Annotated in this window: 17 protein-coding genes and 1 pseudogene; 11 read left to right on the forward strand and 7 right to left on the reverse strand. The window is 61.3% G+C overall.

Features of this window, described 5'->3' with window-relative positions:
* The first annotated feature begins 83 nt into the window (after positions 1-83).
* Both BM416_RS15370 and map read left to right on the forward strand, forming a co-directional pair.
* Positions 84-284 carry a ParD-like family protein gene (locus tag BM416_RS15370; RefSeq protein WP_027606410.1) on the forward strand — a complete coding sequence of 67 codons (201 nt, stop codon included), beginning with the start codon at positions 84-86 and terminating at the stop codon, positions 282-284.
* Complete coding sequence (gene map / locus BM416_RS15375) at positions 284-1,039, forward strand: type I methionyl aminopeptidase (RefSeq protein WP_092488612.1); 756 nt, start codon at positions 284-286, stop codon at positions 1,037-1,039. The genes BM416_RS15370 and map overlap by 1 nt, the downstream gene beginning before the upstream one ends.
* A 32-nt stretch (positions 1,040-1,071) precedes the next feature.
* On the opposite strand, the gene BM416_RS15380 is transcribed toward map, so the two are convergent.
* The gene (locus BM416_RS15380; protein WP_092488613.1) at positions 1,072-2,658 is read right to left on the reverse strand and encodes a RimK family protein; all 1,587 of its coding nucleotides are present in this window, start codon (positions 2,656-2,658) and stop codon (positions 1,072-1,074) included.
* A 94-nt stretch (positions 2,659-2,752) separates the two neighbouring features.
* On the opposite strand from BM416_RS15380, the pseudogene BM416_RS15385 reads away from it, so the two are divergent.
* A pseudogene (locus BM416_RS15385) lies at positions 2,753-3,202 on the forward strand (GNAT family N-acetyltransferase); the annotation flags it as partial.
* Here BM416_RS15385 and sfnG read toward each other — a convergent pair.
* Entirely contained in the window at positions 3,198-4,283 is a 1,086-nt protein-coding gene (gene sfnG, locus BM416_RS15390; protein ID WP_092488615.1) for a dimethylsulfone monooxygenase SfnG, read from the reverse strand. The pseudogene BM416_RS15385 and the gene sfnG sit on opposite strands and share 5 nt — an antisense overlap.
* Positions 4,284-4,550: 267 nt before the next feature.
* On the opposite strand from sfnG, the gene BM416_RS15395 reads away from it, so the two are divergent.
* Positions 4,551-5,789: an acyl-CoA dehydrogenase family protein gene (locus BM416_RS15395; RefSeq protein ID WP_065941259.1), complete on the forward strand. Its 1,239-nt coding sequence runs from the start codon at positions 4,551-4,553 to the stop codon at positions 5,787-5,789.
* A gap of 12 nt (positions 5,790-5,801) precedes the next feature.
* Here BM416_RS15395 and BM416_RS15400 read toward each other — a convergent pair whose 3' ends face one another.
* From BM416_RS15400 to BM416_RS15415, 4 genes are all read right to left on the reverse strand, one after another.
* Entirely contained in the window at positions 5,802-6,587 is a 786-nt protein-coding gene (locus BM416_RS15400) for a sulfite exporter TauE/SafE family protein (RefSeq protein WP_027606416.1), read from the reverse strand.
* 91 nt (positions 6,588-6,678) lie between these two features.
* Positions 6,679-7,449: a class I SAM-dependent methyltransferase gene (locus tag BM416_RS15405; RefSeq protein WP_065941258.1), complete on the reverse strand. Its 771-nt coding sequence runs from the start codon at positions 7,447-7,449 to the stop codon at positions 6,679-6,681.
* A gap of 58 nt (positions 7,450-7,507) precedes the next feature.
* Complete coding sequence (locus tag BM416_RS15410) at positions 7,508-8,812, reverse strand: ATP-binding protein (RefSeq protein WP_092488616.1); 1,305 nt, start codon at positions 8,810-8,812, stop codon at positions 7,508-7,510.
* Positions 8,813-8,815: 3 nt separating this feature from the next.
* Positions 8,816-9,517 (reverse strand): response regulator, encoded by a 702-nt coding sequence (locus BM416_RS15415; RefSeq protein ID WP_065906561.1) that lies wholly within the window; start codon positions 9,515-9,517, stop codon positions 8,816-8,818.
* A gap of 171 nt (positions 9,518-9,688) precedes the next feature.
* Between BM416_RS15415 and BM416_RS15420 the strand changes: the two genes are divergently transcribed.
* From BM416_RS15420 to BM416_RS15450, 7 genes are all read left to right on the forward strand, one after another.
* The gene (locus BM416_RS15420; RefSeq protein ID WP_092488617.1) at positions 9,689-10,846 is read left to right on the forward strand and encodes an efflux RND transporter periplasmic adaptor subunit; all 1,158 of its coding nucleotides are present in this window, start codon (positions 9,689-9,691) and stop codon (positions 10,844-10,846) included.
* A 12-nt stretch (positions 10,847-10,858) separates the two neighbouring features.
* Positions 10,859-13,948: an efflux RND transporter permease subunit gene (locus BM416_RS15425; RefSeq protein WP_092488618.1), complete on the forward strand. Its 3,090-nt coding sequence runs from the start codon at positions 10,859-10,861 to the stop codon at positions 13,946-13,948.
* A 91-nt stretch (positions 13,949-14,039) separates the two neighbouring features.
* Positions 14,040-14,681: a DUF1345 domain-containing protein gene (locus tag BM416_RS15430; RefSeq protein WP_092488619.1), complete on the forward strand. Its 642-nt coding sequence runs from the start codon at positions 14,040-14,042 to the stop codon at positions 14,679-14,681.
* 73 nt (positions 14,682-14,754) lie between these two features.
* Complete coding sequence (locus tag BM416_RS15435; RefSeq protein WP_092488620.1) at positions 14,755-15,594, forward strand: AraC family transcriptional regulator; 840 nt, start codon at positions 14,755-14,757, stop codon at positions 15,592-15,594.
* A gap of 54 nt (positions 15,595-15,648) precedes the next feature.
* The gene (locus BM416_RS15440) at positions 15,649-16,254 is read left to right on the forward strand and encodes a LysE family translocator (RefSeq protein WP_092488621.1); all 606 of its coding nucleotides are present in this window, start codon (positions 15,649-15,651) and stop codon (positions 16,252-16,254) included.
* A gap of 118 nt (positions 16,255-16,372) precedes the next feature.
* A complete protein-coding gene (locus BM416_RS15445) occupies positions 16,373-17,194 on the forward strand; it encodes a hypothetical protein (protein ID WP_139237750.1) in 822 nt (273 codons plus the stop codon).
* A 48-nt stretch (positions 17,195-17,242) separates the two neighbouring features.
* Positions 17,243-17,692, forward strand: a complete 450-nt coding sequence (locus tag BM416_RS15450; RefSeq protein WP_092488623.1) for a hypothetical protein — start codon at positions 17,243-17,245, stop codon at positions 17,690-17,692.
* A gap of 62 nt (positions 17,693-17,754) precedes the next feature.
* On the opposite strand, the gene BM416_RS15455 is transcribed toward BM416_RS15450, so the two are convergent.
* Positions 17,755-19,965, reverse strand: coding sequence for an autotransporter outer membrane beta-barrel domain-containing protein (locus tag BM416_RS15455; protein ID WP_092488719.1), 2,211 nt, complete (start codon positions 19,963-19,965; stop codon positions 17,755-17,757).
* Positions 19,966-20,071 lie beyond the last annotated feature (106 nt).

A 20,071-nucleotide genomic window follows, 5' to 3' on the forward strand; every position in this document is an offset into this window, starting at 1 on the left:
CATCCGGATCAAGTCAACATCCTGTTTACCAATAGCATACGAAACATATACGATTCGTATATCAAGCCACTACAGTGAACCTCATGGGCATCGTCAAGATCAGCGACCAACTGCACGAACAACTCCGTCTGGCCAGTGCGGCCATGGACCGTTCCATCAACGCCCAGGCCGAGTTCTGGATCAAGGTCGGCCTGCTCGCCGAACTCAATCCCAGCCTGCCCTACCACGAGCTGATCAACAAACTGTTGCTGGACAAGCCCGACCTGATTCGGGGGCGCAGTTGATGATCAAGACCGCCGCCCAACTGGCTGTAATGCGCGAGTCCGGACGCCTGCTGGCCCAAGTGTTCGACATGCTCGACGGGTTTGTCGCCGCCGGCCGTTCCACCCTGGAACTGGACAGCGCCGTCGAAGCCTTTATCCGCAACGAATTGAAAGCCCGCCCCGCCAGCCTCGGGCAATACGACTACCCCTTCTCCATCAACACCTCGATCAACGAGGTGGTGTGCCATGGCATGCCCAGCGCCAAGGAAATCCTCAAGGACGGCGACATCATCAACATCGACATCACCCTGGAAAAAGGCGGTTTTATCGCCGATTCCAGCAAGATGTACATGATCGGCACCGTCGCGCCCAAGGCGCGGCGCCTGGTGGAGATGACCTTCGAGGCGATGTGGGCCGGGATCCGCCAGGTCAAGCCCGGCGCGCGCCTGGGTGATATCGGCCATGCGATCCAGAGCCATGCACAGGCCAATGGCTACAGCGTGGTGCGTGAATACTGCGGCCACGGCATCGGCAAGCAGATGCATGAAGAACCGCAGGTCCTCCACTTCGGCCGCCCTGGCACCGGGCTGGAACTGCGTGAAGGCATGGTGTTCACCATCGAACCGATGCTCAACCAGGGCGGCGCCAAGGTGCGCAGCCTGAAAGACGGCTGGACGGTGGTGACCAAGGACAACAGCCTGTCGGCGCAGTGGGAGCATACGGTGGCGGTGACGGCGGATGGCTTTGAAGTACTGACCCTGCAAACCCGCCCTTGATTCACCCACCGCCGTAGATACCGCCTTGAACCTCACCAGACCTGGCCCTGGCGTTTCAACTCCAGGCGCCGCACGAACTCTTCCAGCACCAGGCTGTACAGGTCGTCCTGCAAGTAGGCATCTTCGATGCCGGCATCGAGGTTGGGGTTATCGTTGACCTCGATCACCACCACCTTGTCGCCGGACTGCTTGAGGTCCACACCGTAGAGGCCGTCGCCGATCAGGTTGGCGGTCTTCACCGCCAGTTCCACCACCGCCCTGGGCGCTTCATGGACGGCAAGGGTGCGGCATTCGCCGTTGATGGCCTGGCCGATGGCCTTGTGGTTATAGATCTGCCAATGGCCCTTGGACATGAAGTACTGGCAGGCAAAGATCGGTTTGCGGTTGAGTACGCCGATGCGCCAGTCGTACTCGGTGTAGAAGAATTCCTGGGCCAGCAGCAGCACCGAATGCTCGAACAACTCGGCGGTGGCCTTGAGCAAGGCTGCCTGGCTTTCGACCTTGATCACGCCCCGGGAAAAGCATCCATCGGGAATCTTCAACACCAGCGGAAACCCGAGACGCTCGCCGACCCGTTCGAAGTCCTGCGGTCGTTCCTTGTAGAGAATCTCGGTGGCAGGCATACCTAACTGATGGCTGTTGAGCAGGTCGGTAAGGTAGACCTTGTTGGTACAACGCAGGATCGATGCCGGGTCGTCCATCACCACCAGGCCTTCGCTTTCGGCTTTTTTGGCAAAGCGGTAGGTATGGTTGTCGACACTGGTGGTCTCGCGGATCAACAAGGCGTCGTATTCGGCCAGGCGCGCGTAGTCCTTGCGCTCGATCAGTTCCACATCGATGCCCAGACCCTTGCCGACGCGGATGAAATTCTCCAAAGCCTTGGCATTGGACGGCGGCAATTGCTCCTGGGGATCATGGAGGATCGCCAGGTCATAACGGGCCAGGCGCCGTGAACGGGGCTGGCGCCAGATCCTGCGGCTGAAGTTATCGAGGGCGTGGGCGAATTGATCTTCCTGGTCGTCGCGTAACTTGTGCAATACGCCGGACTTGACCCCTACGATATGCCAACCGTTATGTTTTCTGAACTCAACTAACAAGATCGGACATGGGAATGCTTCAAACAACTGGCGGGCTAATTCCTGCAGCGGCTCTATATTGGTCCTGCCGAAGTAAAGTGTCAGGGTAAAGCCTTCGGTATTACTGTAGAGGTGATGACTCAAGGCTTTATCAAGGGTTTTATCCAAGTCATCCAACGCCAGGCCGTAAAGCGACTTTTTAGTCAGCTCACTGATGGTGCGCACCGAAGGAATCACCTTGTGTCCGCGCGCTTCGGCCAGCAACGAGCAGTAGTAGCCGTGCCCCAGGTACTTGTAGCTGCGGCACAGGTTGATCACCTGCACCCGCTTGCCTGACTCGTTCTGCCGGGTTTGCTCCAGGTACTCCTGGGCGGTGACGATGTCTTCGCTGGGAAAGTAGGAGGCCCAATCTTCCTTGCGTTCAACAATGATCACCACTTGACTGTTACTTCGAGGCGGCGCAGAAAAAAAGCCCTTAGATGTTATTGTCGCCGCGACGATTTGCTCGGATACTTCACGCCAATGACCTTGTACCGCCGACATAATATTTGATCCGCTTTAGAGAACTCGACCTTTTCTATTAAGCACGATCTTTTAGGGAAGTCCCGTTTCGTTACGCAACTTTTACGGCGGTTATATGGCTCTTTTCTCTCGCGTTGCAGTACCCGGTGATATATCGGCATTAGTCGCATTGGAACACCAGTGTTTCAGCAGCGACCGGCTCTCATCGCGCAGTTTTCACTGGATGATCAGCCGCGCCCACGGCCAATTGCGGGTGGCGGAACAGGATGGGCAGTTGCTCGGTTATGCGCTGGTGCTGTTTCGTCGTGGCAGCGTGTTCGCGCGCCTGTATTCCATCGCCATTGCCGAGCACGCACGCGGCCTCGGGCTGGGCAAGCAGTTGCTCAGCCATGCCGAGGCCTGCGCGGTGACGCACGGTTGCACCCACCTGCGCCTGGAGGTGCGCACCGACAACCCCGGCGCCCTGGCTCTGTATGAACGCAAGGGCTACCGGCGCTTCGCCGTGGTCAACGGCTACTACGCAGACCACACCCCGGCCCTGCGCCTGGAAAAAACCCTGGTCAGGCCACCTGCCTGATCCCGGCCTTGGCTTCCAGCTCGCGCACCAGCGGCAACACGCGTTTGCCGAAGTACTCCACTTCTTCCTGGAAGTGCAGGAAGCCCGCCAGCACCAGATCCACGCCCACTGCCTTGAGTGCGACGATGCGCTCGGCAATCTGCTGCGGGGTGCCGATCAGGTTGGTCTTGAAGCCATCGTTGTACTGCACCAGGTCTTCAAAGCTGGACTTGGCCCAGTTGCCCTCGCCTTCGGGTGATGCCTTGCCTGCCTGCCTGGCGGCGTCGCCAAAGGCATTCACGGCTTCCGGGTCGGCCTTGTCGATGATCTCCGCGAGCACGGCGCGGGCTTCTTCCTCGGTGTCGCGGGCGATGATGAACGCATTCACACCGACCTTGACCGAATGGTTGTTCGCGGCGGCCTTGGCGCGAATGTCATCGACCTGGGCCTTGATGCCTTCCGGGGTGTTGCCGTTGGTGAAATACCAGTCCGACACACGCGCCGCCATGTCCCGCGCGGCCCGCGAGCTGCCGCCCTGGAACACTTCCGGCTGGCCCAGGGGCTTGGGCTTGAGGGTGTAGTTGTTGAAACGGTAGAAGTCGCCCTTGAAGGTAAAGTCGTCCTGGGTCCAGATGCCTTTGAGGGCGCGGATAAACTCCTCGGAACGGCGATAGCGCTCGTCGTGCTCCAGCCAGTGTTCGCCGATGGCCTGGAACTCGCCCTTGAACCAGCCACTGACGATGTTCACCGCAATGCGGCCATTGGTGAGCTGGTCGATGGTCGCCAGTTGCTTGGCCGCCAGCGCCGGCTGCCACGGGCCGGGCAGGATCGCGGCGATGACCTTGAGTTTGGTGGTCGCGGCCAGCAAGGCATGGCTGAACGCCACGGACTCATGCTGGTTCTCGGCGCCGTAGCCGGCGGTGAAGCGGATCTGGGTCAGGCCGTATTCGAAGCCGGCTTCCTCGGCCAGTTGCGCCAGTTTGCGGTTGTAGTCGATGCCCCAGTGGGTGCGTTGTTCGATCTTGCTGACCACAAGCCCACCGCTGACGTTGGGCACCCAATAGGCAAATTTCACGGCTTGCTGACTCATCGAACGGTACCTCGCACTAAGGAATGTACTGAGGGGTTGAGCAGCAAGCGTGCCAGGCGCGGGCAAACGCCCATGCCACAAGGGTTGCGACACGAATTCGGGGCTGGGAAGCTTGGAATGCCAATGTCAGGGATTGCAACGCTTTGTCGGTTTGCTGTTGCTGGAGCAACAGTAAACAGCGTGCATCCCCCGTAAACATTGGGCCTGGCACCCGGCACGGAGTGTGCAATCACTCCCAGCACCGATCACTGCCCCGGAGCCTTGCTCATGACCGAACACCACGTTATCAACCCGCTGTCTGTCGGCGTCGACTACCCCACGCTGGCGGCGCGCTTTCGTCCGATTTTCCAGCGCATCGCCGCTGGCGCGGTGGAACGCGAACAAACCCGCGCCCTGCCCCATGAGCCGATCCAGTGGCTCAAGGAGGCCGGCTTCGGCGCGGTGCGGGTGCCGGTGGAATATGGCGGTGGCGGTGCTTCGCTGCCGCAGTTGTTCGAACTGCTGATCGAACTGGCCGAGGCCGACTCCAACGTGCCCCAGGCCCTGCGCGGGCATTTCGCCTTTGCCGAAGACCGCCTGAATGCGCCGCCCAGTGCCGGCCGCGACCTGTGGTTCAAGCGCTTTGTCGACGGCGACATCGTCGGCTGCGCCTGGACCGAAATCGGCACCGTGGCCATCGGCGACGTTGTCACCAAGGTCAGCCCGGACGGCGATCGGTGGAAACTCAACGGTGAAAAGTTCTACAGCACCGGCAGTATTTTCTCCGACTGGATCGACGTGTACGCCCAGCGCAGCGACACCGGCGGCGATGTGATCGCCGCCACCCGCGCGCGCCAACCCGGCGTGGAACACAGCGATGACTGGGATGGCTTTGGCCAGCGCACCACCGGCAGCGGCACCTCGCGCTTTACCGATGCGGTGGTGGAGGCGGAAAACGTCATCGACTTTGCGACCCGCTTCAAATACCAGACCGCGTTCTACCAACTTGTCCTGCTGGCCAGCCTCGCCGGTATCGGCCGTGCCGCATTGCGCGATGTGGCCCACCAGGTGCGCAGCCGCAAGCGCATCTACAGCCATGGCAATGCCCAGCACGTCAGCCAGGATGCCCAGATCCAGCAGGTGGTGGGCGAAGTCGCCGCGTTGGTCTACGCCGCCGAAGCCAGCGCGCTTAAAGCCGCCGTGCCGGCGCAGCGGGCGTACCTGGCGCGCTTCGGTGGGGATGAAGTTGCCGAGCGCGAAGCCAACGTCGCGGCCGAAATCGAGTCAGCCACCGCGCAAGTGGTGGTGTCGGAGCTGATCCAGCGCGCCACCAGTGAGTTGTTCAACGCGCTGGGGGCGTCGGATGTGCGCCAGGGCAAGTCCCTCGACCGCCATTGGCGCAATGCGCGGACCGTGTCGTCGCACAACCCGGTGATCTACAAGGCGCGGATCGTGGGGGACTGGGTGATCAATGGCACCGAGCCGCCGTTTGTGTGGCAGATCGGCAATGGCCCGGCGAAAGCCTGAGGCTGGGCGGGTTCAAAAGGCCAATTTGTAGCCGATGGTCATCAACATGATCGCCAGGCACGGGCGCAATACGCCGTCCGGGACTTTGCCGGTCATGTGGCTGCCGAAGTAAATGCCCGGCAGCGACCCCATCAACAGAAAGCCCAGCAGGTGCCAGTCCATATTGCCCATGCCGGCATGGCCCAGGCCCGCCACCAGGGTCAGGGGCACGGCGTGGGCGATCTCGGTGCCGACCAGGCGGCGCGTGGCCAGGAACGGATAGAGGATAAACAACGCGACCGTGCCAAGGGCGCCGGCGCCGATGGAGGTGAGCGCTACCATGGTCCCCAGCACCGCCCCGGTCACCACGGTCAGGGCATTCAGGTTGCGCGGGTTCATATGGTAGTGATCGCCCGCATGGCGCTGGGCGAACGCCAGCAGGCGTTGCTTGAACAGGATCGCCAGGGCGGTGAGCAGCAGCACCACGCCGAGGGCCTGCTTGATCACTGCGTTCATGGCGCTGGGGTCGGTGTGCAGGCTGGCGAGGAACCACAGGGTCAGCAACACCGCAGGCACGCTGCCCAGGGTGAGCCAGCCGGTGATGGTCCAGTCGATGTTCTTGTTCTTGCTGTGGACCAGCACGCCACCGGATTTGGTGATGGCCGCGTACAGCAGGTCAGTGCCTACGGCCGTGGCCGGGTTGATGCCGAACCACAACAGGATTGGGGTCATCAGCGAGCCCCCGCCTACACCGGTCATGCCGACGATAAAACCAACGATCAGGCCAGCAATTACAAAACCAAAGTTACCCACTTCCATCAACGCTACCCGCGGCCTTATAAATTTCTGGCCGCAGGATAGCGATTTTTCTTATAACGACTTATATCAATATGATCTGACTTTATGCCTTTTATGGCAGTCGACGACAGACATACGCCTGGGTCTGATAAGGAAACGCCACCGTGTCGCGGCCCTTCAGGGCCGGATGGCTGGCGATCAAGCCACGCAACTGCTCGCTCACAAGGGCTTTTTCAGCCTCGGGCAACGCAGCAATAAAGCTCACGGAGAGGAAGCGATCCATGATCACTTCCTGGGGGCTGCCGACGTGGCTATAGGGGAAACAGGTCATTTCGGGGTCGGAAAAGTACTTGCCGTCGAAGGCTTCACGCCAGCGTCCGGAGTGAAAACGCGGGGTGTCACCCTCATAGGGCGTAATGATCGCAGTGATCGCCGCCACCCAGTCCACCGACTCATCGCGCACATTCCACACCAGCCCGAGGCGCCCTTCGGGCTTGAGCACGCGGTGGATTTCCGCCAGCGCGGCCTGGGTGGAGAACCAGTGAAAGGCTTGCGCGCAGACCACCGCGTCGGCGCTGGCGGTTTCCAGGGGGATGGCTTCGGCGGTGCCGTTGACCAGGCGCACGTCCGGCAACAGCCGGGTCAACTGCGCGCCCATGGCCTGCACCGGTTCGACGGCGATCAACGTCGGTGCCAGGGTGCTGAGCAGGCGCGTGAACTTGCCGGTGCCGGCGCCCAGGTCGATCACCCGTGAGTGCCCATCGACGCCGAGTACATCCGTGAGCCAGCCCGTGAGTTGCCTGGGATAATTCGGCCGGCCCTGGGCGTAGGTGGCGGCCTGGGTAGAGAAACCTTGTTGAGCAGACGCGTGGACACCAGTCATTGCCAATCTCTCCTCGGGTAAAGCGGGGGCACAGTGTGCGCCTTCCCCGGGAGATTTTCTAATCCGCAGCCGTGGGCAACCACACCCGGAACCGTGCGCCGCCCAACGGCGAGGCCAGTGCGGTCAGGGTGCCGCCTTGGGCCTCGAGGGCTCGCCGGCTGATGGCCAGGCCCAGGCCAAAGCCACCGGTGGAGCGATCGCGGCTGCGGTCGAGACGGTAAAAGGGTTCGAAGATACGCTCGCGCTGGTCCAGCGGAATGCCGATGCCATCGTCATCCACCCAGATCTCACAACCTTTGGCGCAGACCTTGACGCCCACCTGAATGCGCTTGTCGCAGTAACGCGTGGCATTGCGCAGCAGGTTCTGCAAGGCACGGGCGGTGAGGCGCGGGTCGAGGCTGAAGCGTTCCACAGCGCAGTCGAGTGCCACATCGATGACGATCTCGGGGTTTTCCAGCTCGTCATCGACGCTGCCCAACACGCTGTCGATAAATTCATCGAGCACCACCTCCACACGCTCGGGCAATTGCGTCGGGTTTTGCAGGCGACTGTAGGACAGCAACTCCAGCACCAATTCATCCAGCTCGCGAATATGCGCAACCAGGCCATGCAAGCGCTCGCGACTGGCTTCCGGCAAGTCTTCCGACAGCGCCAGGGCCAGGCCGAAATCCAGGCGCGTAAGGGGCGTGCGCAGTTCGTGGGAGACCGCGTTGAGCAGGTCGCGCTGTTGGTTGAGCAGGTGTTCGATGTCGTCGGCCATGGTATCGAACACCGCCGCCAGGCTGCCGATGTTGGAGCTGGCCGGGATGTGTGTGCGCTCGGCCAGGTTGCCCCTGCCCAGTTGCGTGGCGGTGCTTTTCAGGCGTTCGAGATCGCGCCAGTGCGGACGCAGCCAGAACAGCAGGCAGGCCAGCAACGCCGCACCGATCAGCACGTTCATCGACCAGTACAACAGGTTCATGTCCAGCGGGTCTGGCGGAATGGTCAGCTTGACCACGAACTGCTCGTTGAGCGGCGAGCTGATGTCCTCCATCCAGCCAAACTCCCCCAGGTGAATCACGGGGCTGCCCTGCTCCAGCAGTTTGGCTTCCTGCGTGGTGTAGCTGGCGTCCTGGCGCAACAGCAATTGCACTTTGAGGGGCGCGAAGTCACGTCCCAGTTGCTCGGTCACCTGGGACCAGCGCTCCACCGGCGCACGCAGGTACTGCTTGACGATCAGCTTCTGCATGCCCCGGGACTGCTCGACGTTGTAGTCCAGGTAACGGTGCTCGAACAGTTGGATCACCAGCTTGGGAATCAGGAAGATCGCCGCGCTGTAGGTGATGATGGTGATCAGGTAGAGGCGTAGCAGTACACGAAACATCGGTCAGCATTCCCACTCGGAACGGCTGAACAGGTAGCCTTTGCCCCATACGGTCTTGATCTTGCGCGCTTCACCGGCGTGGTCGTCGAACTTGCGCCGCAGCTTGGAAATGGCCACGTCCACCGAGCGGTCGGTGCCGTTGAACTCGATACCGCGCAGGCGTTGCAGGATCTGGTCGCGGCTGAGCACTTCGCCAGCATGCCGGGCCAGCACCACCAGCAGGTTGTATTCGCCGCTGGACAACTCCACCGCCTGTTCGCGCCAGGTCACCGTGCGCTCCGACAGGTCGATGCACAGGTTGCCCATCAGTATCTGGTCATTGGCCACCTGGGGCTCGGACAGGCTGCTGCGCCGCAGCAAGGTGCGCACCCGCGCCAGCAGTACACGCGGCTCGCAGGGTTTGGTCACATAGTCGTCGGCGCCCATTTCCAGGCCCAGCACCTGGTCGTGGCTGTCGTCGCGGGCGGTGAGCATCAGGATCGGCAGGCCCGCCGAGTCGGCGCGCAGCAGGCGGCACACTTGCAGGCCGTCGAGGCCGGGCAGCATCAGGTCGAGGATCACCAGGTCCGGGGGGTTGAGGCGCGCGCGCTCACGGACGTGGTCGCCACGGCTGAGCACACTGACGTGGTAGCCGTTGCGTTCCAGGTAGCTGGCAATCAGCTCGGAGAGTGCGGCGTCGTCTTCCACCAGGAGGATGTTGGGCATGGTGTTTCCAAATAATGCGGTTTGTTGGTGTGTTGCAGGATTGTGCAAGGATATACGCCCTCGGCGCCCCGCGCGCCGCACCTTACATTTCTTCACAGACGACCTACACAGCTTCACAGCACCACGGCGCAGGTGCCTTTAGGATGCGCCAGTCAATATTGGGATAAGAGCATGTCGAAGAATCTGTTTGCGCCATTTTGCCTGTTGGCCCTGACGCTGGCCCTAAGTGCCTGTGACAAATCCGCCGACGAAGCGCCAGAAATGCCCCTGGCCAAAGTGCGCATCGAAACCCTTGAGGCCAAGCCCCTCTCCATCACCAGCGAATTGAGCGGACGCATCGCCGCGCCGCGCATCGCCGAAGTGCGCGCACGGGTCGCTGGTGTGGTGATGCAACGGGTCTTCAAGGAAGGCCATGACGTCAAACAGGGCGACGTGTTGTTTCGCATCGACCCGGCACCGTTCAAGGCTGACCTGGACAGCGCCCAGGCCAACCTGAGCAAGGCCGAGGCCAATGCGTTCCAGGCGCGCCTGCAGGAGCAGCGCTACAGCCAATTGGTGGAAGGCAACGCCATCAGCGGCCAGGACTACGACAACGCCCGCGCCAACCTGCGCCAGACCAACGCCGAAGTCGCCGCCAACAAGGCCGCCGTCGAGCGCGCCAGGTTGAACCTGGGCTACGCCACCGTGACCGCGCCGATTTCCGGCCGCATCGGCCGCGCCCTGGTGACCGAAGGGGCACTGGTAGGCCAGAACGAAGCCACGCCCCTGGCAATCATCCAGCAACTGGACCCGATCCACGCCGACCTCACCCAGTCCACACGCGAGCTCAACGACCTGCGCCGCGCCTTCCGTGCCGGCAGCTTGAAGCAGGTCGGCCAGGACCAGGCCAAGGCCACGTTGATCCAGGACGATGGCAGCCTCTACCCGTTGCCGGGCAAGTTGTTGTTCGCCGAGATCAGCGTCGACCCGGGCACCGGGCAGATCATCCTGCGCAGCGAGTTCCCCAATCCGGACCTCGACCTGCTGCCCGGCAGCTTCGTGCGGGTACGCCTGGAGCAAGCCGTCGACAAACAAGGTATCAGCGTGCCGCAACGCGCCATCACCCGCGACAGCGCCGGCATCCCCATGGTGCTGCTGCTCGACGCCGAGCAGACCGTCAGCCAGCAGCCGGTGGAACTGGGTGCGGTGATCGACGACCGCTGGGTGGTCAGCCATGGCCTCAAGCCCGGCGACCGTATCGTCGTCGAAGGCCTGCAGCACGCGCGCCCCGGTGAAAAAGTCGAGGTCGATGACAGCCCCACACCCGTTGCCCAGGCTTCCGGCCAATAAGGATCTTTGACAATGCCGCAGTTCTTTATTGACCGCCCGATCTTCGCCTGGGTGGTCGCCCTGTTTATCCTGCTGGCCGGCTTGCTGGCCATCCCGCAGTTGCCGGTGGCCCAGTACCCCAACGTCGCGCCGCCGAAGGTGGAAATCTACGCGGTGTACCCAGGCGCCTCGGCCCAAACCCTGGATGAAAGCGTGGTCAGCCTGATCGAGCAGGAGCTCAACGGCGCCGATCACCTGCTGTATTTCGAATCCCAGAGCAGCCTCGGCTCGGCGACGATTACCGCCACGTTCCAGCCCGGCACCAACCCGGAAATGGCCCAGGTCGATGTGCAAAACCGCCTCAAGGCGGTGGAGCCGCGCCTGCCCCAGGCCGTGACCCAGCAGGGTTTGCAGGTGGAGAAAGTTTCCGCCGGCTTCCTGCTGCTGGTGACCCTCACCTCCAACGACGGCAAGCTCGACGACGTGGCGCTCAGCGATTACCTGGCGCGCAACGTGATGAACGAGCTCAAGCGCCTGGACGGGGTCGGCAAAGCCCAGTTGTACGGTGCCGAACGCGCCATGCGCATCTGGATCGACCCGCAGAAACTGATCGGCTTCAACCTCACGCCGGCCGACGTGAATGCGGCGATCAGCGCACAGAACGCCCAGGTTTCGGCCGGCAGTATCGGTGACTTGCCGGGTACCAGGACCCAGGAAATCACCGCCGCGATCCTGGTCAAGGGCCAGCTGTCCACGCCGGCGGAATTCGCCGATATCGTGCTCAAGGCCAACCCGGACGGCTCCACCGTGCGCATCGGCGATGTGGCGCGGGTAGAAGTGGGCAGTCAGGAATACCAGTTCTCCACGCGCCTGAACGGCAAGCCGTCCACCGCCGTCAGCGTGCAACTGGCACCGGGGGCCAATGCACTGAACACCGCGACCCTGGTGCGGGCGAAGATGGACGAACTGTCGCGCTATTTCCCGGCCAACGTGGAATACAAGATCCCGTACGACACCTCGCCGTTCGTCAAGGTCTCGATCACCAAGGTGGTCTATACCCTGCTCGAAGCCATGGCCCTGGTGTTCGCGGTGATGTTCCTGTTCCTGCAGAACGTGCGCTACACCCTGATCCCGACGCTGGTGGTGCCGATCGCGCTGATGGGCACCTTCGCCACCATGCTGTTGCTGGGCTTCTCGATCAACGTGCTGACCATGTTCGGCATGGTGCTGGCCATCGGCATCCTGGTGGACGATGCAATTGTGGTGGTGGAGAACGTCGAGCGGATCATGGTCACCGAGGGGCTGTCGCCCAAGGACGCGACGAAGAAAGCCATGGGGCAGATTACGGGCGCCATCGTCGGCATTACCCTGGTGCTGGTCGCGGTGTTCCTGCCGATGGCGTTCATGGCCGGCTCGGTGGGGGTGATCTACCAACAGTTCTCGCTGTCGATGGCCACCTCGATCCTGTTCTCGGCCTTCCTCGCCCTGACCCTGACCCCAGCCCTGTGCGCCACCCTGCTCAAGCCGATTGCCAAGGGCGAGCACCATGCCAAGGGCGGGTTCTTCGGCTGGTTCAACAAGCGCTTCGAGCAACTCAGCGACCGCTACGAAGGTTGGGTCGCCTATGCGCTCAAGCGCAGCGGCCGTTACCTGCTGATCTACCTGGTGCTGCTGGTGGGCCTGGGGCTGATGTTCAGCCGCCTGCCCTCCTCGTTCCTGCCGGTGGAAGACCAGGGCTACACCATCACCGACATCCAGCTGCCGCCGGGTGCGAGCAAGAACCGCACGGTGCAGGTGGCCGAACAGATCGAGGCGCACAACGCCGGCGAGCCTGGGGTGGGCGACACCACCATGATCATGGGTTTCAGCTTCTCCGGTTCCGGGCAAAACGCGGCGCTGGCATTTACCACGCTCAAGGATTGGTCGCAACGCAGCAGCGATGACTCTGCCGCCTCGATTGCCGACCGCGCCAACATGGCCTTCAGCGAACTCAAGGACGCGATTGCCTATGCGATCCTGCCGCCCCCGGTGGACGGCCTGGGCACCTCCAGCGGTTTCGAGTTCCGCCTGCAGGACCGTGGCGGTGTTGGCCATGCGGCGTTGATGGCGGCACGTACCGAATTGCTCGACGCCGCCGGAAAAAGCCCGATCCTGGCCAACGTGCGCGAAAGCGCCCTGGCCGAGGCGCCGCAAGTGCAGCTGGAAGTCGACCGCAAGCAGGCCAACGCGCTGGGCGTCTCGTTTGCGGATGTGGGCAATGTGCTGTCTTCGGCCATCGGTTCAGCCTATGTCAACGACTTCCCCAACCAGGGCCGCATGCAGCGCGTGGTGGTACAGGCCGAAGGCGACCAGCGCAGCCAGGTGGCGGATTTGATGAAGATCCACGTGCGCAACAAGGCGGGCGCGATGGTGCCGCTGTCGGCGTTTGTCGTCGCCAAATGGACCCAGGGCCCGGCGCAACTGACGCGCTATAACGGCTACCCTGCCATCGCCATTTCCGGCGAGGCCGCACCCGGCCACAGCACCGGCGAGGCGATGGAGGAAATCCAGCGCCTGGTCAGCCAACTGCCGGCAGGCCTGGGCCAGGAGTGGACCGGGTTGTCGCTGCAGGAACGTTTGTCCGGCTCACAGGCGCCCCTACTGTTGGGGCTGTCGCTGCTGATCGTGTTCCTGTGCCTGGCGGCGCTGTATGAAAGCTGGTCGATCCCGACGTCGGTGCTGCTGGTGGTGCCGTTGGGCGTGCTCGGCGCGGTGCTGGCGGTGACTTTGCGGGGCATGCCCAACGATGTGTTTTTCAAGGTCGGCCTGATCACTATCATAGGTTTGTCGGCGAAGAACGCGATCCTGATCATCGAGTTCGCCAAGGACCTGTATGACCAGGGCGAAGACCTGATCGACGCCACCCTGAAAGCCGCGCGGCTCCGGTTGCGCCCGATCATCATGACCTCGCTGGCGTTTATCCTCGGCGTGGTGCCCTTGGCGATTGCAACCGGTGCCAGTTCGGCGAGCCAGCAGGCGATTGGTACCGGGGTAATCGGCGGGATGATCACCGCGACCCTGGCGGTGGTGTTTGTGCCGGTGTTCTTTGTGGTGGTCATGAAGCTGGTACGCAAAAAGCGCTAAGGCTTTTTGGGGGACACTGTAACGGTGGCAAGCCCGCTTGCCACAACAAAAATGCGCTAAGGTGCTCACAGGTAACCATCTGTGAGCTGCCATGCCCTTTCTAGCCCGTACCCACCCTCGCCTCTCCGCCGCCGCTGTGCTGGGCCTTGCCGTCGGCATCCTGGCGCCGGCCGACACCCTCGCCAGCAAAATCCTGATCGGCTGGAACGCCGGGGTCTGGACCTACCTGGTGCTGATGCTGTGGCTGACCAGCCGTGCCAAGGCCGACGATGTAAAGCGCATCGCTGAAATCGAGGACGAAAACGCCGGGCTGGTGCTGTTCACCGTGTGCATCGCCGCCATCGCGAGCCTGGCCACCATCACCTTCGAACTGGTGGGCAGCAAAGACCTGGCCACTTCCGAGCGCCTGTTGCACTACGGGTTTACCGGGCTGACGGTGATCGGTTCATGGCTGTTGATCGGGGTGATTTTCAGCGTGCATTACGCCCGCCTGTATTACACCTGGAATGGCAAGGAACCGGCGTTGCGGTTTGCCGAAGGGCTGTTGACACCGAACTACTGGGACTTCCTGTATTTCTCCTTCACCATCGGCGTGGCGGTGCAAACCTCTGACGTCGGCGTCGCCACCCGCGGCATGCGCAAGGTGGTGCTGGGGCAGTCGCTGATCGGCTTTCTGTTCAATACGGCGATCCTGGGGTTCTCGATCAACATCGCCGCCGGGCTGTTCGGCTAGGCTGCACAAACCTTCTAGACGCCCTGGTGCCGTTGGGCGCTAATACCCCTTACACATTCCGTCCCGGTGTTTCATGGCTGCGCATAATTGGATCGATCTGTCCCAGGACGCCGACACCGGCATCGAGACCCTGCGCGCGCATTTCGAGGGCCACGCCTATGACCCGCACTGGCATGACAGCTACCTGGTCGGCGTCACCGAACAAGGCGTACAGCAGTTCAACTGCCGCCGCGCCCGCCACAACAGCGTGCCCGGCCAGGTGTTCCTGGTGGAGCCCGGTGAATTGCATGACGGCGACGCGCCCACGCCGGACGGCTTTACCTACCACATGCTGTACCTCGACCCGCAGTGGCTGGCGCGAGAAGTGAGTGCGGTGTTCGAAGAGGCGCCCCTCAACAGTCAACTGGGGTTTACCAGCACCTTGACCAGCGACCCGCGCCTGGCCCTGGTCACCAGCCAGGCCTTCCAGACGCTGCACGGCGGCGAACTGCGCATCGTGCGCCAGCGTGCCATGGACCAATTGCTGGAGCGCCTCACCGGCCAACTGTATTGGCGCAACCGTTACCGCGAAGACCCACGCCTGCCGCAGGTGGCGCACAAGGCCCGGGAATACCTGCACGCCCACCTGCATCACGATATCGGCATGGACGAACTGGCCCTGGCCTGTGGCGTCGACCGCTTTCGCCTGACCCGTGCGTTCAAGAGCGCCTTTGGTTTACCGCCCCACGCTTACCTGGTGCAATTGCGCCTGGCCCGCGCCCGGCACGCATTGGCCAGGGGCGAGCAACCGGCCGACGTGGCGATGGCCCTGGGTTTTGCCGATCAAAGTCACCTGGGCCGCTGGTTCGTGCGCGCCTATGGACTGACACCGGCGGCCTACCGCAAGCGCTGCTCAAACCTTCCAGACAGGTAAGCCACAGGCTTGTGAAGATGGACAGCCCTGATCTGTTCATTGGAGTCCGCCTGTATGCCATCCACCTTCCTGCCCTTCCTGTTATTTGCCTTCGTTGCCTCCATCACCCCCGGGCCCACCAATATCCTCGTACTCAGCAACAGCGCGCGGCATGGCCTGCGGGCAGCCGTGCCGATCATCCTCGGGGCGTGCGCCGGTGCGGCGGGGATCGTGCTGGCGGTCGGTTCAGGCATCGGCGAATCACTGGTCCATCTGCCGCAAGTGCAAACCGCCATGCAATGGATCGGTATCGCCTGGTTGAGTTACCTCGCCTGGCAGATATTCAGCGCGCCGGCCCAGGCCATTGACACCGATGCCCCACAGAAACGCCTGGGCCTGCTCGGTGCGGCCAGCCTGCAACTGGTCAATCCGAAGACGTGGATGATGGCGTTGGCGGTGGTCAGTGTGTTTGCCGGGCAGGGAGATGGGCGTGAGGCGCGGGTGTTGGCCTTGTCCCTGGTGTTTTTTGCGGTTTCCCTGCCGTGTCTTGGGATGTGGGCTTTGCTGGGCGCAGGCTCCGCCCGTTTAGTGGGGTCGGCCAAGGCCATGCAACGCTTCAATCGATGCATGGCGATCCTATTGCTGGCGTCTGCCTGGTTGGGGATGTGGCACCCGGCGTAGACAACCGACGAATGGCACGGGGAACCTGTTAGTTCTGACAGTTGTGCGTTCGGCGCAGATGGCGCTGAATTGAGTCGCACACCACAGCAACCCATTTGAAGGGCGCGGGGGTTGATTCATGTCAGAACAACCGATGATCAATAATCTGGTTCTAAATGGCGCCTTCTCCAGGCACGGGACCTCCTGGACCGCCACGGCCACCGCTCCGGGCCGGGTGGATTTTTCACGTCAACACTGCATCATCACTGCCACGGGACGCGCGGAACAGGAAGTGCCTGCTTCCGGCGGCACCTCCTACACCTTCAGTGCCTATACGTTGATTACCTATGAGGGTGCAGGTTCTGCCCGGCTGACATTTCGACCGTCGGATACAAGTGAATCCATCGGGCTGACGGGGAACCACGGCTGGACCCACCGAACGATCACATTCAACACCCCCGCAGGCACGACCGGTATCACCGTACAACTGATCGGTGACGCCGGGGATGTGTGGTTCGATAACGTCAGGCTGGTGGAAGATGAAGGCACCGTCATCCCCATCGAACTGATCCGCAATGGTGATTTCGCCGAAAACCGCACGGGCTGGACAGTCACGGTGCCTGTCGGCTCAAGCGTCACCTTTCATGACAACAGGTGCCAGGCAAACCTGGGTGGATTCATTGAGCAGGTGATTAGCGTCACGCCAGGACAAACCTACGACTTTTCCATTGACGCAATGACCCCCACAGGCGGTCATGGATTCGCGATATTCGAGTTCGCCCCGGACAACGTTCAGCAAATAGAACTTCGCGGCGACGGTGCCTGGGACACTTACACTGACTCGTTGACCATTCCGGAAGGAATACCGGAGTTCACGCTACGGATTCTGGGCCAGACCTTCCTCGTGGTCGACAACCTGTCCCTGAAATTATCCACCGCCTCAGCAAACACACCCAATTAGCGCGCTCATCACACACACGGGTACAACCCATCGCAGGAGAACTCAATCATGACCACTGCAACCGTACGAAAAGCTAAATCCCAAGAAACGACTAAGCAATATTTTCAAGGCGTGATCGGCGATAAGCCTTTCAAGGCAGACTTTATTGAGCATGAATGGAAAAACAGCTTTTGGCTGACTGAAGGCGCCATGAAAATCCCACCGGGTGAAACATCGAGACAAAGGGTGATCTTCAAATACCACAGCGTAGACTTGCCGTCCGGTCGTTATTCAATTCCAGACACCGAATTCCCCTCTCGATACTCGGTGATTCTCTTGACCGTCAACGACACGCCCGTCCCGGCTTATGAGGCACACCAGGGTACCATCGAGTTTTTTCACGACCCAAACGACAGTACTGTCAACGGCGCACTCGACGTTGACCTCCTGGATATCCACGGCAACGAAATAAATATGCAAATCCTGTTCAACACAAAAAATACGTCAGATGAGTCATGACAAAACGCCCCGGATCCGGGGCGTTTTGTTAAACCTGTTTAAAGCGTACCGCCACTGTCGGATTACCAGTTATAGCGCACGCCGACATTCGCCCCCCACGGTTGATCCACATGTTTGCCCTGGCCGTAGTCGAAGTCGGCATGCACCTGCAGGTTCTGGGACAACGAGACCGAGAACCCCGCCCCCACTTCGATGCGGGAACCTGAGAGGTTATTGTCGAATGACTGGTTGTTGACCATGACTTTGTTGTTCTTGACAAATTCATGGGCCACGCCGGCGCGCAAGTACGGCTGAAGCACGCTGCCATCGTCCAGTACGAAGTCACGCCCCACCGTTACGCCCAACTTACCCAGTACCGAGTCGGTGTGATCGTTCTTGGCTTTCAGGCCATTGTCCAGGCGATAACTCTTGCCTTGTACCGTCACCACGGAGGCCTGGGCGAACGGTTCGACAAAGAAGTCATCGTCGAGTTTGATATGACGACCGACCTCCACGGACGCACCCAGCGCATTGGTGCTGTAGTTACCTTTGGTTTGCTTGCCGTCACTCAAACCGACCTTGGCATTGTTGTTCAGGCGGTTGGCCTTGACCACTCCATCCAAGTAATACCCGCTCTCTTCATCCAGCCAGGTGGCATACAGGCCCGCATAGTAACTCTGCACCTTACCCGAGGTGCCCCGGCTGAGATCCAGGTCGGACGTGCTGTGACCGGCCATCACCCCCAGCAACCATTGCCCGTCGCCTACCGGTGTATCGGCACCCAGAGAGAAACCGCGCTGGTTTTGATCGTAGGCTCCGCCGTCCCCACCGCTGATTTCGTACTTATTGCCGTAGGCACGCAGCCAACCGCCGGCTTCGACACCGCTATAGCGAAGGTCTCCCATGCGGCTGCGCAGGGAGGTCATTTCGCCATACCACACGGTCGGCGCAGTATTGAACAACGCCAGTACCGAGCGGGTACCTGGGCTGACGGTACGATTGTTCGGGTCGAGGAACCAATCGTTGCCTTCCTGCTTGAGTCCATAAGACCAGGCCCCAACGTCCACCGCCCCGCCCAGCAACTCGAACTGCGCGTCACCGCCACCGGTATGGACGATATGCACCGCGCCAGGATTGACGGGCTCTGCACCGCTACTGGCGAGCAACAGGCCATGATGACCGGTGGCCTCACCGCTGATATTCAAAAAGTCAGTCAGGCCCCGGGCAAAATCAGTGCCCATCGCAAAGGTGCCCTGGCCCGACAGGCGCTCCAGGTCCAACCGATAAAAAGCGTCATCGTCGCCGAACTTGACCACGCCGTCGGCCAGTCTCAGATCGCCGACCTGACTATGGCCGGTCATGATCCACAGGGACTCATCACCTACTTCCAAGGATGAAACATTCTCCATGCGGCCGATCAATGAGGCCCGATCATTAAGCTTGAGATGAGCCTGGCTGCCGGACTCGACAATGACATCACCTTGAAGCCGGCTGTTCTCGACCCTCATGTTCGCCGTGGAGTTGCCTTTTACTTCCAGCAAATGGCCATTGCCGCCGGTAAGGGTCGAGCCATTGCGTACCACAATATCTGCCACGGCGCCCCGGCCCCTGGCATCCTGTACCAGCAGCGCAGCACCGGTGACGCCCGTCACATGGGTTTGGTCCAGAAGCAGCGTATTGGCCCCCGGCGCATATCGGTCATAAGACATTTCCACACCGTTGCGCCCACCAGTGATGTTGCTTTGATAGGCACGCGCCGTGGCGCTCTGCAGGCTCAACCCGAAACTGTCCGCGTCGGTACCGATTACCTGGCTATTCACGGTTTCCAGCAGGCTACCGCCGGTAACGGCGGCACCACCGGTTGCGCCCACAATGACACTGCCGTTTGCGGTTGCCGTGGACGCCTGGGTTGAGGTGGTAAATTTGCCGACCACCATCCCGTGGTAGTCAGCACTGGAAATCACACTGTCGTTGATCTGTGCTGCGCTGCTGAGCAAAGTGATGCCGGTCTGGAACGCGCCGGAAGCGGTGACGCGACTGGCACCTACATTCACATTCGAGCCGCCCTGGGCGACGACAGTGCCCATGATCAAGCTGTTCTGGCTGACATTCAGGCTCGAAGCATTGGCATAAACGTCCAGTGTCCGTCCGTCTATTACGTTGAGCGTGGCATTTTGCAGCTCAAACGTATCGATATAGGCGTCATGGTCAATGGTTTCAGTGCCATTCTCGATGAGCCTGGCATGGGCCCCAGGTGCCAGAAACAATAACGTTACAACAGACGGCACCTGCATCATTGCAACTAACGGTTTTAACTTAAAAAACGAATTGATATTCACAACACACCACTCATTCAACAGACATTCCGCGACGGAACGGTTCGGCCTATTTCCAGAGGGT

It is taken from the genome of Pseudomonas sp. NFACC42-2, from assembly GCF_900116055.1.
Taxonomy (GTDB): Bacteria; Pseudomonadota; Gammaproteobacteria; order Pseudomonadales; family Pseudomonadaceae; genus Aquipseudomonas; species Aquipseudomonas marginalis.

Coding starts and splice junctions, on each gene's coding strand:
- BM416_RS15370 (WP_027606410.1), top strand. CDS start 84: ATGGGCATCGTCAAGATCAGCGACCAACTGCACGAACAACTCCGTCTG.
- map (WP_092488612.1), top strand. CDS start 284: ATGATCAAGACCGCCGCCCAACTGGCTGTAATGCGCGAGTCCGGACGC.
- BM416_RS15380 (WP_092488613.1), bottom strand. CDS start 2,658: ATGTCGGCGGTACAAGGTCATTGGCGTGAAGTATCCGAGCAAATCGTC.
- sfnG (WP_092488615.1), bottom strand. CDS start 4,283: ATGAGTCAGCAAGCCGTGAAATTTGCCTATTGGGTGCCCAACGTCAGC.
- BM416_RS15395 (WP_065941259.1), top strand. CDS start 4,551: ATGACCGAACACCACGTTATCAACCCGCTGTCTGTCGGCGTCGACTAC.
- BM416_RS15400 (WP_027606416.1), bottom strand. CDS start 6,587: ATGGAAGTGGGTAACTTTGGTTTTGTAATTGCTGGCCTGATCGTTGGT.
- BM416_RS15405 (WP_065941258.1), bottom strand. CDS start 7,449: ATGACTGGTGTCCACGCGTCTGCTCAACAAGGTTTCTCTACCCAGGCC.
- BM416_RS15410 (WP_092488616.1), bottom strand. CDS start 8,812: ATGTTTCGTGTACTGCTACGCCTCTACCTGATCACCATCATCACCTAC.
- BM416_RS15415 (WP_065906561.1), bottom strand. CDS start 9,517: ATGCCCAACATCCTCCTGGTGGAAGACGACGCCGCACTCTCCGAGCTG.
- BM416_RS15420 (WP_092488617.1), top strand. CDS start 9,689: ATGTCGAAGAATCTGTTTGCGCCATTTTGCCTGTTGGCCCTGACGCTG.
- BM416_RS15425 (WP_092488618.1), top strand. CDS start 10,859: ATGCCGCAGTTCTTTATTGACCGCCCGATCTTCGCCTGGGTGGTCGCC.
- BM416_RS15430 (WP_092488619.1), top strand. CDS start 14,040: ATGCCCTTTCTAGCCCGTACCCACCCTCGCCTCTCCGCCGCCGCTGTG.
- BM416_RS15435 (WP_092488620.1), top strand. CDS start 14,755: ATGGCTGCGCATAATTGGATCGATCTGTCCCAGGACGCCGACACCGGC.
- BM416_RS15440 (WP_092488621.1), top strand. CDS start 15,649: ATGCCATCCACCTTCCTGCCCTTCCTGTTATTTGCCTTCGTTGCCTCC.
- BM416_RS15445 (WP_139237750.1), top strand. CDS start 16,373: ATGTCAGAACAACCGATGATCAATAATCTGGTTCTAAATGGCGCCTTC.
- BM416_RS15450 (WP_092488623.1), top strand. CDS start 17,243: ATGACCACTGCAACCGTACGAAAAGCTAAATCCCAAGAAACGACTAAG.
- BM416_RS15455 (WP_092488719.1), bottom strand. CDS start 19,965: ATGCAGGTGCCGTCTGTTGTAACGTTATTGTTTCTGGCACCTGGGGCC.